A 14069-nucleotide genomic window follows, 5' to 3' on the forward strand; every position below is an offset into this window, starting at 1 on the left:
ATTGTTAGTTATTTAACTACATAATTATATTATAAAATATGAATTATCAAATTCTTGCTAGAAAATATAGACCTCAATTATTAACAGAAGTTATAGGGCAAAAAAATATTATAGCTACTTTATTTAATACCTTAAATTTAAAAAAAATACATCAAACTTGGATTTTTTCTGGAACAAGAGGTATAGGAAAAACAAGTATAGCTCGTCTGCTTTCTAAATGTTTAAACTGTTTATCAGGTATTACTGCTAATCCTTGTAGAACTTGCCAAAATTGCAAAAATATAGAAAAAGGTTGTTCTTTAGATTTGTTAGAAATAGACGCTGCTTCAAGAACAAAAGTGGAAGATATGCGAGAGTTACTTGAAAGTGTTCAATATTCTCCTACTCAAAGCCGTTTTAAAATATATTTAATTGATGAAGTACATATGTTATCTAAGCATAGTTTTAATGCTTTATTAAAAATTTTAGAAGAACCTCCAAAACATATAAAATTTATTTTAGCTACTACTAATATTGAAAAAATACCAGATACTATCCTTTCACGATGCTTTAAATTAAATTTACAAAAAATATCATCTATAGATATAAATAATCATATTCAATATGTTTTAAAAAAAGAAAACATTCAATTCGAACCTAGAGCTATAGAATTATTAGCTATTACTGCAGATGGAAGTATTAGAGATGCTCTAAATCTAACTGAACAAGCAATTTCTATCGATTTTAAAAAAATAAAAACAAAAAATGTATTAAAAATAATAGGAGGAATAAATGATTATTATTCTTTCTTTTTAACAAAATCTTTAGTTATGCAAAATATTAGTGAATTTAAATCTTTATTAAGTCAATTAAATTATTTATCAATTAAATGGGAGGAGGTATTAGTGGCTATCTTAAAAACTTTACATCATATTGCTATGAATCAAATGTTTTCTTCTTTTTGGAAAGAACATAATATAGGAGAATATAAAGAAAATATCTTAGAACTATCAAATAAAATTGATTCAAAAATAATTCATTTATACTATAAAATGATATTAATTGGAAGAAAAGAACTAAAATACTCTCCTACAGAAAAAATGGGCGTGGAAATGATAGCATTACGATTATTATCTATAGATCAAGAAGAATATATTCTTTCAAACAGTTTAAAATATAAAAATATATTTAATATTAACAATAATAAAAATTATGTTGATAAAATATCTAAAAAAGAATTTTTTTTAAAAAAAAATTTAAATAAAAATTTAAACACTTTCAATGAAACGGAAATATTAACAGATAAATTAATAAAAAAAAAAAAAATTGCTCGAAATAAAAAAAAAGATTAATCTTCTATCATCAATTAAGTCTGAAAAAGATATTAATAATAAAGAAAAAAAAATAGAAAAAAGAAAAATTCCGAACAAAAAAATTAATATTTATTTAAATCATAATAATAATAAAACAAAATTGAAAAAAACAAGAAATTTAGATATTATAAAAAATAATGAAAAAGAAAATTCTAAGAAAAATATTATTTTTTATACAATAAATAAAAAAAATATAAAAAATGAAAAAATAAGAAAGATAGAAAAAATTTTTGAAACAAACTTTAAAAAAGTAAATAGTTCTATTTTTAAAAAATAATTTACATTATTTATATAATATTTTTATCAAATAAATAAAGAGAAAAAAATGTTTAATAAAAATGGTTTAAATAACCTTATGAAACAAGCTCAACAAATGCAGGAAAAAATGAATAAAGTACAAGTAGAAATGGCAAATGTAGAAGTAACAGGAGAGTCAGGAGCAGGTTTAATTAAAGTTACTATTAATGGGGCACATAATTGTAAAAAAATAGAAATAGACCCTTCATTATTGCTTGATGATAAAGAAATGCTGGAAGATTTAATTGTTGCTGCTTTTAATGATGCATCTAGAAGAATTTCTGAAATTCAAAAACAAAAAATGTCAGATATGTCAAATAATATACAATTACCTTCTGGTTTTTCTTTACCTTTTTAAGGTATAAATTAATTAATAATTAACATTATTTAGTTTTATTTACAATTTAATTTTTTAAAAACTAAATTAGTTTAAATTTATTTGTCTGCACCTAAATCTTACTCATCACTTATAATTTGGAAAATATATGGAAAAAGTTAATAAAGAAACATATTCGTTTCAATCAGAAGCAAAAGAACTGCTTCACTTAATGATTCATTCATTGTATTCAAATAAAGAAATTTTTATAAGAGAAATTATTTCTAATGCCTCAGATGCTATTGATAAACTAAGATTTTATTTTTTATCTCATCCTGAATTAAATAAAAATAGTATTGATTTTAATATTTATGTGTCTATAGATAAAAAAAATAATACTTTAAGTATTTCAGATAATGGAATAGGAATGAGTAAAAAAGAAGTTATTGAAAATTTAGGAACTATTGCAAAATCTGGAACAAAAAAATTTATAAGTGAATTAAAAAGAAATACAGAAGAAAAAAATAAGTTAATAGGTCAATTTGGAGTAGGTTTTTATTCAACATTTATAGTATCAAAAAAAGTAATAGTAAAAACTAAATCTATAAATTGTTCTAAAAATGAAGGTGTATTATGGGAGTCTTATGGAAAGGGAGAATATTCTATTCAAAATATCAAAAAAGAAGAAACAGGTACAGAAGTAATTTTATTTTTAAACGATTCAGAAAAAATTTTTCTTGAAGAATGGAAAATTAATAACATTATAAAAAAATATTCCGATCATATTTCTATTCCAGTAAAAATAAATTCTTATAATGAAAAAGAAAAAACTTATTCTTTTAAAAAAATTAATAAAGCAAAAGCATTATGGAGTTTAAAAAAAACAGAAATAAAGCAAGAGGAATATCAAAATTTTTATAAATACATAACTAATGATATTAATAATCCTCTTATTTGGACGCATAATACTGTAGAAGGAACTCAAGAATATACTAATTTACTTTATGTTCCTTCAAAAGCCCCTTGGGATATGTGGAATAGAGATAATAAACACGGACTAAAGTTATATGTAAAAAAAGTTTATATCATGGATGACGTACAACAATTTCTACCTAATTATCTTCGGTTTATACGCGGAATTGTAGATTCTTATGATATGCCATTAAATGTTTCTAGAGAAATTTTACAGGAAAATAAAATTGTTAGTGGTTTAAAAAAATCTTTAACTAAAAGAGTATTAAAGCTTCTTAAAGAATTATCTATTAACGAACCAGAAAAATATCAAAAATTCTGGAATGAATTTGGGCTAGTACTTAAAGAAGGTATTGCTGAAGATCTATATAATAAAGAAACAATTGCAAATCTTTTAAGATTTACATCTGTTTTTAATAACAAATCTGAACAAACGCTTTCACTAGAAAGTTATATAAAAAATATGAAAGAAAAACAAGAAAAAATTTATTTTATTACTTCAGACAACTATTTATCTGCTAAAAATAGCCCTCATTTAGAATTCTTTAAAAAAAATAGTATCGATGTTCTTTTATTATCAGATAAAATTGATGAATGGATGATGAATCATTTAACTGAATTTAAAGATAAAAAAATTCAATCAATAAGTAAAAATGATGAATCATTAAATAACTTAATACAAGAAGAAAATAAAAATCAAAAAATATTTGAAAAAAATAATTTTATAAAAAAAGTAAAAGAAATATTAAAAGATAAAATAAAAGAAGCTAAATTCACTAATAAATTAACTGATACTCCTGCTGTATTAGTAACTGATTCAGCTGATATGAGCACACAAATGGCAAAATTATTTTCTGCAGCAGGACAAAAAACATCTCCTATAAAATATATATTCGAAATTAATCCTAATCATCTTTTAATTAAACATATCAATAATATTTCTGAAAAAAAACAGTTAAAAGAGTGGATATATTTATTATTTGAACAAGCATTATTTGTTGAAACCGGATCATTAGAAGATCCAAATAAATTTATTTTTCGATTAAATAATTTATTAACACAAAAAATATTTACTATACAATAAAAAACTAAAATTTTAAAAAAATATGAAAATTATCTTACTAGGAGCTCCAGGGAGTGGAAAAGGAACTCAGGCTAATTATATTAGCCATAATTATAATATTCCGCATATCTCTACTGGAGATATGCTTAGAAAACAAATTAATCAAAAAACAAAGATAGGAGAAGAAATTAAACATTTAATTTCAAAAGGAAAATTAGTTCCAGATAACATTTTATTTTTACTAATAAAATCTAGAATTAAAGAAAAAGATTGTCAAAATGGTTTTTTATTGGATGGATTTCCTAGAACATTATCTCAAGGAATTTATTTAAAAAAAAATAATATAAAAATAGATATTGTTTTAAATTTTCATGTTCCAAAAAATATTTTAATTGAAAGAATTATTGGAAGGATGATTCATCTTCCTTCTGGAAGACTATATCATAATAAATTTAAACCACCAAAAAAAGAAGGAATAGACGATATAACTGGAGAACAGTTAACTCATCGAAAAGATGATAATCTATCTTCTTTAGATTATAGATTCTTAGAATATAAAAAGAAAACTATTCCTTTAATTAAATTTTATATTAGAGAAAAAAAAATAGGAAATTTAAATTATTATAAGATTGAAGGTTTAAACGACATTAAACAAATTAATAATTTAATAAAAAAGATTCTTCAAAAATAATTTTTTAAAGTATGGTGCGCTTTACAGGATTTGAACCTGTGACCGACAGCTTAGAAGGCTGTTGCTCTATCCAACTGAGCTAAAAGCGCTTTATTGATTTAGTATTGTTGAAAGTATCATTTTATATCTCAAAACACATAAAATCAATTATTTTTTAAAAATAAATTATTTAATTTATTTTAAAAAAATAAAATTTTATTTTTAAAAAAAATATTATTTATAATTTTATGATAAAATAAACTATTAAAATTTTAAAAAAATATTAAAAATGTCAGCTAAAATAATTGATGGTAAAAAAATTTCCAAAGAAATAGAGTTAAACATTCTAAAAAAAGTAAAAATATATACTCAATCTGGATATAATCCGCCAGGATTATCAATAATTTCAATAGGAAACGATCCTGCTTCCATAGTATATATTCAAAGAAAAAAAGAAGCTTGTGAAAGAGTGGGAATTCTTTTTAATCACTGGAATTTTTCTATAGATACAAAGGAAATTAAAATTTTACAATTAATTAAAAAATTAAATTCTGATTCACTTACTCATGGAATACTAGTACAGTTTCCAATAGATAAAAAATTTAATTCGTTAGAAATTATTAGCCATATTTGTCCTACAAAAGATGTTGATGGATTACATCCTTTTAATGTTGGTTGTCTAGTTCAAAAAAATCCAATTTTTAGATCTTGTACTCCTAAAGGAATTATTACTTTGTTAAAAAAAGAAAGAATAAACTTAAGAAGTTTACATAGTGTAATTGTAGGAGCATCAAATATAGTAGGCAGACCCATGAGCATGGAAATGCTACTGGAAGGATGTACTACTACTATTACTCATAGATTTACAAAAGAACTAAAAAAATATACAAAACAAGCTGATATTCTAATTGTTGCAGTTGGAAAACCTTTGTTTATTAACAAAGATTGGATAAAAAAAGGATCTATAATTATAGACGTAGGAATAAATAGATTAGAAAATAATAAAATTGTCGGAGATATTGATTTTTCTTCAGTTTCCTCTAAAGCATCCTATGTTACACCTGTTCCTGGTGGTGTTGGACCAATGACTATTGTCAGTTTATTGGATAATATTATCCAGTCTTACGAAAAAAAAGAAAAAAATCTATTTCTTTCTCCATGTCGTAGATAATTTATTATCTTCCAAAATTATTCCTAACTTAAATAATTTTTTTCTAATTTTGTCTGAAACTGGCCAATTTTTTAATTTTCTCGCTATATTTCTTTTTTTAATTAGAGAATTAATTTCTTTTTCTTCTTTTATTTTTATATTTCTTTGCAAGAATTCTTCTGGAACAGAATATAAAATTCCTAAAACCTTCCCTAAATTTCTTAATAAATTAGAAAATTTTTCTACTTTTTCTAATTTATTTTCATTTTTAAATATATTTATTTTTTTAGAAAGAGAATGTAATATTAATAATGCTTTTGGAGTATTAAAATCATCTTGCATAGCTTCTTCAAAAGAAATTTGGTATTTATTAGGAAAAGAACAAAAATTTTTATTTATCGTAGTGTTTTTTAATGAAAAGTACAAACGACGCAAAGAAATACTAGATTTTTTTATATTTTCTTCAGAATAATTTAAAGGTTTTCTATAATGTGTGGAAATTAAAAAATACCGAATACTTTCGCCATCATATTTAGATAATAAATCTTTTAATAAAATAAAATTATCTAAAGATTTTGACATTTTTTTATTATTTAATATTACCATACCAGAATGCATCCAGTAATTTATCTTATGCTTTTTTTTAAAACAACTAAATTGTGCTCTTTCATTTTCATGATGAGGAAATAATAAATCTATTCCTCCTCCATGAATATCTAATAAATTTCCCAGTTTAAGCGAAGAAATAGCTGTACACTCTATATGCCAACCAGGTCTACCTTTTCCCCAAGGAGAATTCCAATAATATTTTTCTGAAGATGAAACTTTTTTCCATAGGACAAAATCTAGAGGATTTTTTTTATTTTTATCAATTTTTATTCTTTTACCTAATTGTAAATTTTTCAAAAATTGATTAGATAACTTTCCGTAATGTATATCGCTATCCACAGAAAATATGACATCTCCGTTGTTTTGAATATAAGCATAATTATTTTTTAATAATTTTTTTATTATTTTGATTATTGCATCAATATTTTCAGTAACTTTTGGCTCTTCATCCGGAGAGAGTATATTTAATGAAGAAAAATCACGATGCATATTTTTTATCATTCGATTAGTAAAAACAGAGATACTTTCATTATTTTTGATAGCTAAATTAATAATTTTATCATCAATATCTGTAATATTTCTTATATACATCGTTTTATAACCTATGTGGCGAAAGTAACGATAAACAATATCAAATGTTACAAATGTTCTTCCGTGTCCTATATGACAAAAATTATATACAGTTACTCCACATACGTACATGTTAACTATATTTTTTTTTATAGATATAAATTTTTCTTTAGAACGAGTGATGGTATTAAAAATTTTTAGCATAATAAAGTCTATAGAATATAAATTTTAAATTGAAACATACGTATTATAATGTTGTTTTTTTAAGTATGTTAATATATACAAATTGTATTTTATAAATAAATATTTATTTATAAAAATTATTAATTTAAATTATTTTAATTAAATACACTAAATAATGGATATTTATATGAAAAATAAATTAGAAGAGTTGTTAAAATTTCCATGTTCTTTTACTTATAAAGTTATAGGAATAGCGAGACCAGAACTTATTGATCAACTAGTAAAAGTTATACAATTAAGAATTCCGGGGGATTATATTCCCCAAATAAAATCAAGTAATAAAGGAACATATATTTCTGTTTCAATTACTGTATTTGCTCGTAATTTTGAACAAATTGAAAATTTATATTACGATATTAGTAAAATAAATATGGTTAGAATGGTTTTATAAAATTTATAAATTTAAAAAAATTACGATACAGTATAACTGTATCGTAATATTAGTTGAATTCTTTGTAAATTTTGATTAGAAATTACAAACTGATAACGTTAGCAGCAGACGGGCCTTTTGCTCCTTCAGTGATTTCAAATTCAACACTTTGGCCTTCCGCCAATGTTTTAAACCCATTGCTTTGAATTGCTGAAAAATGAACAAAAACATCTTTACTTCCATCTTCAGGAGTAATAAAACCAAAGCCTTTAGACTCATTAAACCACTTAACATTACCTTTAATCTTGGACATCTATATTACCTTTACGTGAAAAATAAATAAACTGTTCTTGTACTAAGAAAATAAAAAAATTAAAGTAATAATAATATATTTTCTTGTATTCTCATTTTTTGATTGATGTAACATTTTTATACCTGGCAATTTCCTACTCTCACACGGGGAGGCCCCGTACTACCATCGGCGTTATAGTATTTCACTTCTGAGTTCGGAATGGATTCAGGTGGTACCACTACACTATTTTTGCCAGGTATTTAAAATATTTACTCAAATATAAATTCAGTAAATTTTAAAAATAAAAAAATTATAATATTTTTTAATTTTTAAAAAAAACAACTTTGGTGTTACAAGATTAAGCCTATCGGGTCATTAGTACTAGTTAGCTCAACATATTGCTATGCTTACACACCTAGCCTATCAACGTCGTAGTCTCCAACGTCCCTTCAGTAAACTACATTAATATAATTTACAGGGAAAACTAATCTTGGGGCAAGTTTCGTGTTTAGATGCTTTCAGCACTTATCTTTTCCGTATTTAGCTACCGGGCAATGCCATTGGCATGACAACCCGAACACCAGTGATACGTCCACTTCGGTCCTCTCGTACTAGAAGCAGCCCCCCTCAATTTTCCAACGCCCACGGCAGATAGGGACCGAACTGTCTCACGACGTTCTAAACCCAGCTCGCGTACCACTTTAAATGGCGAACAGCCATACCCTTGGGACCTGCTTCAGCCCCAGGATGTGATGAGCCGACATCGAGGTGCCAAACACCGCCGTCGATATGAACTCTTGGGCGGTATCAGCCTGTTATCCCCGGAGTACCTTTTATTTGTTGAGCGATGGCCCTTCCATACAGAACCACCGGATCACTAAGGCCTGCTTTCGCATCTGCTCGCGTTATCACGCTTACAGTCAAACTGGCTTATGCCTTTGCACTAACCTTACGATTTCCAACCGTAATTAGCCAATCTTCGCGCTCCTCCGTTACTCTTTAGGAGGAGACCGCCCCAGTCAAACTACCCACCAGACACTGTCTCTATATCGGATAACGATATTAGGTTAGAATTTTAAAATGGAAAGGGTGGTATTTCAAGGTTGGCTCCATTTAAACTAGCGTCTAAACTTCTAAGCCTCCCACCTATCCTACACATTACATATCAAAAATCAGTGTCAAGCTATAGTAAAGGTTCACGGGGTCTTTCCGTCTTGCCGCGGGTATACTGCATCTTCACAGCAATTTCAATTTCACTGAGTCCCAGGTGGAGACAGCCTGGCCATCATTACGCCATTCGTGCAGGTCGGAACTTACCCGACAAGGAATTTCGCTACCTTAGGACCGTTATAGTTACGGCCGCCGTTTACCGGGGCTTCAGTCTAGAGCTTCAAATTTTACTTTTTACTCCTTCGATTAACCTTCCGGCACCGGGCAGGCGTCACACCGTATACGTCCACTTTCATGTTTGCACAGTGCTGTGTTTTTAATAAACAGTTGCAGCCAGCTGCTTTCTTCGACTAATTTCAGCTTTAAACGTAAATTTTATCACTTAATATTAGCATGCCTTCTCCCGAAGTTACGGCATCATTTTGCCTAGTTCCTTCACCTGGGTTCTCTCAAGCGCCTTAGTATTCTCTACCTAACTACCTGTGTCGGTTTGTGGTACGATTTGATATTACCTGATGCTTAGAGAATTTTCTTGGAAACATGGTATTAGTTACTTCGTTAACTAAATAACTCGTATTTATGCCTCAAAATAAAGAAAATCGGATTTTCCAAATTTTCATTTCTACACACTTAAACCAGGACAACCATCGCCCGGATAACCTAACCTTTTTCGTCCTCCCTTCGCAGTAATATCAAGTACAGGAATATTAACCTGTTGTCCATCGACTACGCCTTTCGACCTCGCCTTAGGGGTCGACTAACCCTGCCTCGATTACCGTTGGACAGGAAACCTTAGTTTTTCGGCGAGCAGGTTTTTTACCTGCTTTATCGTTACTCATGTCAGCATTCGCACTTCTGATACCTCCAGTGTATCTTACAACACACCTTCAACGGCTTACAGAACGCTCCCCTACCCAATAAAAATAATTAATATATTTATTGCCGCAGCTTCGGTGCATAGTTTAGCCCCGTTAAATCTTCCGCGCAGAAAAACTCGACCAGTGAGCTATTACGCTTTCTTTAAATGATGGCTGCTTCTAAGCCAACATCCTGGCTGTTTATGCCTTTCCACCTCGTTTCCCACTTAACTATGACTTTGGGACCTTAGCTGGCGGTCTGGGTTGTTTCCCTTTCCACAACGAACGTTAGCACCCGCTGTGTGTCTCCCGTGATAGCATTCTTCGGTATTCGGAGTTTGCATCGGATTAGTAAGCCAGTATGGCCCCCTAGCCGAAACAGTGCTCTACCCCCGAAGATGAATTCACGAGGCGCTACCTAAATAGCTTTCGGGGAGAACCAGCTATCTCCCGGTTTGATTGGCCTTTCACCCCTAGCCACAAGTCATCCGCTGATTTTTCAACATCAGTCGGTTCGGTCCTCCAGTTGGTTTTACCCAACCTTCAACCTGCTCATGGCTAGCTCACCGGGTTTCGGGTCTGTATCCTGAAACTAAAAACGCCTATTTAGGACTCGGTTTCCCTTCGGCTCCCTTATACAGTTAACCTTGCTACAGAATACAAGTCGCTGACCCATTATACAAAAGGTACGCAGTCACTATTAAAAATAATAAGCTCCTACTGCTTGTACGTATATGGTTTCAGGATCTATTTCACTCCCCTAACCGGGGTTCTTTTCGCCTTTCCCTTACGGTACTAGTTCACTATCGGTCAATCAGGAGTATTTAGCCTTGGAGGATGGTCCCCCCATCTTCAAACAGGATTTCTCGTGTCCCGCTCTACTTATCGAGTTAATAACTTAATTATTTTCATATACGGGGCTATCACCTTGTATCGCTGCTTTTTTCCAAAAGCATTCTACTAATAATTAATTTATTATTTTTACTCTAGGCTGTTCCCCTTTCGCTCGCCACTACTAAGGGAATCTCGGTTGATTTCTTTTCCTCAAGGTACTTAGATGTTTCAGTTCCCTTGGTTTGCTTCATTAACCTATGAATTCAGTTAATGATAACATCTAGAAGATGTTGGGTTTCCCCATTCGGATATCGTCGGCTATAACGCCTCATATCAACTTACCGACGCTTTTCGCAGATTAGCACGTCCTTCTTCGCCTCTGATTGCCAAGGCATCCACCATATACGCTTAATTACTTAATCTTGCAACACCAAAGATGTTTTTTATTTTACCGAATTGTAAAAGAGCAGAAATGTTAAACAAATTATTGAATCGATATAATCATACACTATTTACACAAAATGTACAAACTAATTTTAAATAATTTTAATATTAAATGTCTCCTAGGGGATTTGAACCCCTGTTGCCGCCGTGAAAGGGCGATGTCCTAACCACTAGACGAAAGAGACAAAGAAAAAAAATATTTTTTTATTTAAGTAAAAAATTATGATTAATTAAATTAATAATAATAAAATTATTGAGTTAATCATCTTACCTTAGTAAAAAAAAGAGTCAAGTTTTTTTATATGTTTAATTAAAAAAAATAAAAGTTAAATTTTTTAAAAATTTTAATATTTATATTTTTAATAAAGTAGAATCAATGTCAGGAAGAACATCATTCCAAAGCAAAAACGAATAAGCAGCCTGACTAATTAACATTCCTTTTCCGTCAGATAAATTAATTGCTCCTAATTCTTTACTCCAATTTAAAAAAGGAGTAAATCGATTGTTTTTAACATAAGAAATATCATAACAATAAATATTTTTATGAATTAAAGAAGAAGGCAAAATTAATTTTTCTCCTTTTATATACGATGAAGTAGCATGGATAATTAAATCTATTTTAATATTTAATAAATCTTCAAACGTAATAGCCTTAATATCTCCTAAGTAACTAAATTCTTTTTCTAATTTTTTTGCACGAAGATAGGTTCGATTAAAAATAAAAATTTTATTTTCTTTTAAAGAAATAGAAGGTAATATTCCTTTTGCAGCTCCTCCAGCCCCTATTAATAATATTTTATTACTATTCTGTAAAAAATTTAATCTATTTAAATCATATAAGAGCCCAATTCCATCTGTATTATCACCTAAAATTTTTCCATCTTCCATCTTTTTTAATGTATTAACAGATTTAGATAATTTAGCCCTATTAGTTAATACATCTGAAATATGATATGCTTGTTCTTTAAACGGCAAAGTAATATTTGCACCATCACCAATAGTATTAAAAAAAAAATTAATTTTTTTATCAAACTCATTAAGTGAAATTTTAACGGCTGTGTAAACACAAGGAATTTTAGTTTGTTTTGAAAATAAACTATGTATTTTAGGTGAGAGTGTATGCTTAATAGGATTTCCAAAAACAGAAAAATATTTAAGTTTATTTAACATATTAAAAAATTTCTAAAAAAAATAATAAGTATTTAAATACTATCATTTTTATAAAAAAATATTAAAAAAATTTTATTTATTTTGTAAAATAAAGAAATTATATAAATTTAAAAAAAAATAAAAATATTTGATATTGGTAAAAAAAAATTACAAAATAACTGTATTATTACAATAATATATATATTTTAAATATAAAAAAAATGAAAATACTACTTTATCCTGACAAAAAATTACGAAAAAAAGCAAAACCAGTACAAAAAATTAATGAAAAAATTAAAATTATTATAAATAATATGTTTAAAACTATGTTATATAATGAAGGAATAGGATTAGCAGCAACACAAGTTGATATTCATTTACAAATCATTGTTATAGGAAAAATAAATAATTTATGCAATCCATTTGCTCTAATAAATCCAAAAATAATAAAAAAATCTGGTTATACCAGTATTGAAGAAGGTTGTTTATCTATTCCTAAAAAAAAATTTTTTGTTCCAAGATATAAAAAAATAAAAGTTAAAGGAATAAATGAAAAAGGAAAAAAAATAATTTTTACAGCTGAATCTTTACTTTCTATTTGCATACAACACGAAATTGATCATTTAATAGGAAAACTAATACTTGATTACCTTTAACAAATTTTTAACTATAAAAATACTTAGTATATGTATAAAAAAATAAACTTTTTAAATATAATTTTTTCAGGAACTTCACAATTTTCAGCTATTCATTTACAGGCATTATTAAATGCTGGATATAATATAGTTCTTATTTTAACAAAACCTGATAATTTTTCAGGAAGAGGAAAAAAAATAATTTTTTCTCCAGTTAAAAAAATAGCAATAAAAAATTCTATACCTATTTTACAGCCAATATCTTTATATGAAAAAGAACTTAGCAAAGAAATAATTTCTTATCATGCTAATTTAATGATAATAGTCGCATACGGGCATATTATTCCTAAAAAAATAATAGATTTATTTAAAATAGGATGTATAAATGTACATGCATCATTGTTACCTCGTTGGAGAGGAGCTGCTCCTATTCAATTTTCGATTTTAAAAGGAGAAAAAATTACAGGAATTAGCATTATTTTAATTAATAAAAAATTAGATAAAGGAGACATTATTCTCTCCCATTCTTGCTACATCTCAAAAAATGAAACAACATATTCATTATTAAATAAACTTCAATTCATTGGCGTAAAACTATTAAAATTAACTTTAAAAAAAATAATGTTTAAAACATTTTCTAAAAAACCTCAAAATGAAAAGTATGCGACGTATTCAAGGAAAATTAACAAAAAAGATGCTTTATTAGAATGGAATGTTCCCGCTATACAATTGGAAAGAAAAATTAGGGCTTTTAATCCATGGCCCATAGCATATTTCCAATTTAAAAATATTTTTATAAAAGTATGGAAAGCAAAAACAATAAATACTAATTGTTTACTCCCAATTGGAACCATAGTAGAAATTAATTCTAATGGAATTCAAATAAATACAAAAAAAGAAATACTAAATTTAGAAAAAATTCAGTTTCCTGGAAAAAAAATTATTACTATTCAAGATCTTATAAATTCAAAAAAAAACTTTTTCTTTAAAGAAAAAAAAATTTTTTAATTTAAAAAAAATATATTTTTTTAGAAAAACCCTACTAGTAAAATATGTAAATAGGGTTTATTTATTTT

General features: G+C 27.2%; 12 protein-coding genes, 2 tRNA genes and 2 rRNA genes. 9 read left to right on the top strand and 7 right to left on the bottom strand.

Annotated elements, in window-relative coordinates; genetic code table 11:
- Positions 1 to 38: 38 nt before the first annotated feature.
- From dnaX to adk, 5 genes are all read left to right on the top strand, one after another.
- Complete coding sequence (dnaX, locus tag AB4W62_RS02025) at positions 39 to 1331, top strand: DNA polymerase III subunit gamma/tau (protein WP_367679825.1); 1293 nt, start codon at positions 39 to 41, stop codon at positions 1329 to 1331.
- Positions 1306 to 1629 carry a hypothetical protein gene (locus AB4W62_RS02030; protein WP_367679826.1) on the top strand — a complete coding sequence of 108 codons (324 nt, stop codon included), beginning with the start codon at positions 1306 to 1308 and terminating at the stop codon, positions 1627 to 1629. The genes dnaX and AB4W62_RS02030 overlap by 26 nt, the downstream gene beginning before the upstream one ends.
- Positions 1630 to 1677: 48 nt before the next feature.
- Complete coding sequence (locus AB4W62_RS02035) at positions 1678 to 2007, top strand: YbaB/EbfC family nucleoid-associated protein (protein ID WP_367679827.1); 330 nt, start codon at positions 1678 to 1680, stop codon at positions 2005 to 2007.
- 127 nt (positions 2008 to 2134) lie between these two features.
- Positions 2135 to 4021, top strand: a complete 1887-nt coding sequence (htpG, locus tag AB4W62_RS02040) for a molecular chaperone HtpG (RefSeq protein WP_367679828.1) — start codon at positions 2135 to 2137, stop codon at positions 4019 to 4021.
- A 22-nt stretch (positions 4022 to 4043) separates the two neighbouring features.
- The gene (gene adk, locus AB4W62_RS02045) at positions 4044 to 4691 is read left to right on the top strand and encodes an adenylate kinase (protein ID WP_367679829.1); all 648 of its coding nucleotides are present in this window, start codon (positions 4044 to 4046) and stop codon (positions 4689 to 4691) included.
- 12 nt (positions 4692 to 4703) lie between these two features.
- On the opposite strand, the gene AB4W62_RS02050 is transcribed toward adk, so the two are convergent.
- Positions 4704 to 4780, bottom strand: a tRNA-Arg gene (locus AB4W62_RS02050).
- A gap of 179 nt (positions 4781 to 4959) precedes the next feature.
- Here AB4W62_RS02050 and folD point away from each other — a divergent pair.
- A complete protein-coding gene (gene folD, locus AB4W62_RS02055; protein WP_367679830.1) occupies positions 4960 to 5841 on the top strand; it encodes a bifunctional methylenetetrahydrofolate dehydrogenase/methenyltetrahydrofolate cyclohydrolase FolD in 882 nt (293 codons plus the stop codon).
- On the opposite strand, the gene cysS is transcribed toward folD, so the two are convergent.
- A complete protein-coding gene (gene cysS, locus AB4W62_RS02060; RefSeq protein ID WP_367679831.1) occupies positions 5815 to 7203 on the bottom strand; it encodes a cysteine--tRNA ligase in 1389 nt (462 codons plus the stop codon). The two genes, folD and cysS, sit on opposite strands and share 27 nt — an antisense overlap.
- A gap of 166 nt (positions 7204 to 7369) precedes the next feature.
- On the opposite strand from cysS, the gene ybeD reads away from it, so the two are divergent.
- Positions 7370 to 7633, top strand: coding sequence for a DUF493 family protein YbeD (ybeD, locus tag AB4W62_RS02065; RefSeq protein WP_367679832.1), 264 nt, complete (start codon positions 7370 to 7372; stop codon positions 7631 to 7633).
- An 82-nt stretch (positions 7634 to 7715) separates the two neighbouring features.
- On the opposite strand, the gene cspE is transcribed toward ybeD, so the two are convergent.
- The 5 genes from cspE to aroE all read right to left on the bottom strand — a co-directional run bounded on the left by cspE (position 7716) and on the right by aroE (position 12379).
- On the bottom strand, positions 7716 to 7925 hold the full coding sequence (cspE, locus tag AB4W62_RS02070; protein ID WP_009874442.1) for a transcription antiterminator/RNA stability regulator CspE: 210 nt from the start codon (positions 7923 to 7925) through the stop codon (positions 7716 to 7718).
- Positions 7926 to 8045: 120 nt separating this feature from the next.
- A 5S ribosomal RNA gene (rrf, locus tag AB4W62_RS02075) occupies positions 8046 to 8161 on the bottom strand.
- A 97-nt stretch (positions 8162 to 8258) separates the two neighbouring features.
- A 23S ribosomal RNA gene (locus tag AB4W62_RS02080) occupies positions 8259 to 11187 on the bottom strand.
- A gap of 135 nt (positions 11188 to 11322) precedes the next feature.
- Positions 11323 to 11394: transfer RNA gene (locus tag AB4W62_RS02085), tRNA-Glu, on the bottom strand.
- Between the two features lie 166 nt (positions 11395 to 11560).
- Positions 11561 to 12379, bottom strand: a complete 819-nt coding sequence (gene aroE, locus AB4W62_RS02090) for a shikimate dehydrogenase (protein ID WP_367679833.1) — start codon at positions 12377 to 12379, stop codon at positions 11561 to 11563.
- A 200-nt stretch (positions 12380 to 12579) separates the two neighbouring features.
- Between aroE and def the strand changes: the two genes are divergently transcribed.
- Positions 12580 to 13014, top strand: coding sequence for a peptide deformylase (def, locus tag AB4W62_RS02095; RefSeq protein WP_367679834.1), 435 nt, complete (start codon positions 12580 to 12582; stop codon positions 13012 to 13014).
- Between the two features lie 42 nt (positions 13015 to 13056).
- Complete coding sequence (gene fmt, locus AB4W62_RS02100; protein ID WP_367680144.1) at positions 13057 to 14001, top strand: methionyl-tRNA formyltransferase; 945 nt, start codon at positions 13057 to 13059, stop codon at positions 13999 to 14001.
- Positions 14002 to 14069: the final 68 nt, after the last annotated feature.

The sequence above is a fragment of the Buchnera aphidicola (Mindarus abietinus) genome (assembly GCF_964059085.1).
GTDB classification, from domain to species: Bacteria; Pseudomonadota; Gammaproteobacteria; order Enterobacterales; family Enterobacteriaceae; genus Buchnera_A; species Buchnera_A aphidicola_C.

What these genes read in the sequence shown, in the direction of transcription:
- AB4W62_RS02035 (WP_367679827.1), top strand. Translation starts at nt 1,678, where the DNA reads ATGTTTAATAAAAATGGTTTAAATAACCTTATGAAACAAGCTCAACAA.
- folD (WP_367679830.1), top strand. Translation starts at nt 4,960, where the DNA reads ATGTCAGCTAAAATAATTGATGGTAAAAAAATTTCCAAAGAAATAGAG.
- dnaX (WP_367679825.1), top strand. Translation starts at nt 39, where the DNA reads ATGAATTATCAAATTCTTGCTAGAAAATATAGACCTCAATTATTAACA.
- aroE (WP_367679833.1), bottom strand. Translation starts at nt 12,379, where the DNA reads ATGTTAAATAAACTTAAATATTTTTCTGTTTTTGGAAATCCTATTAAG.
- htpG (WP_367679828.1), top strand. Translation starts at nt 2,135, where the DNA reads ATGGAAAAAGTTAATAAAGAAACATATTCGTTTCAATCAGAAGCAAAA.
- def (WP_367679834.1), top strand. Translation starts at nt 12,580, where the DNA reads ATGAAAATACTACTTTATCCTGACAAAAAATTACGAAAAAAAGCAAAA.
- ybeD (WP_367679832.1), top strand. Translation starts at nt 7,370, where the DNA reads ATGAAAAATAAATTAGAAGAGTTGTTAAAATTTCCATGTTCTTTTACT.
- adk (WP_367679829.1), top strand. Translation starts at nt 4,044, where the DNA reads ATGAAAATTATCTTACTAGGAGCTCCAGGGAGTGGAAAAGGAACTCAG.
- cspE (WP_009874442.1), bottom strand. Translation starts at nt 7,925, where the DNA reads ATGTCCAAGATTAAAGGTAATGTTAAGTGGTTTAATGAGTCTAAAGGC.
- cysS (WP_367679831.1), bottom strand. Translation starts at nt 7,203, where the DNA reads ATGCTAAAAATTTTTAATACCATCACTCGTTCTAAAGAAAAATTTATA.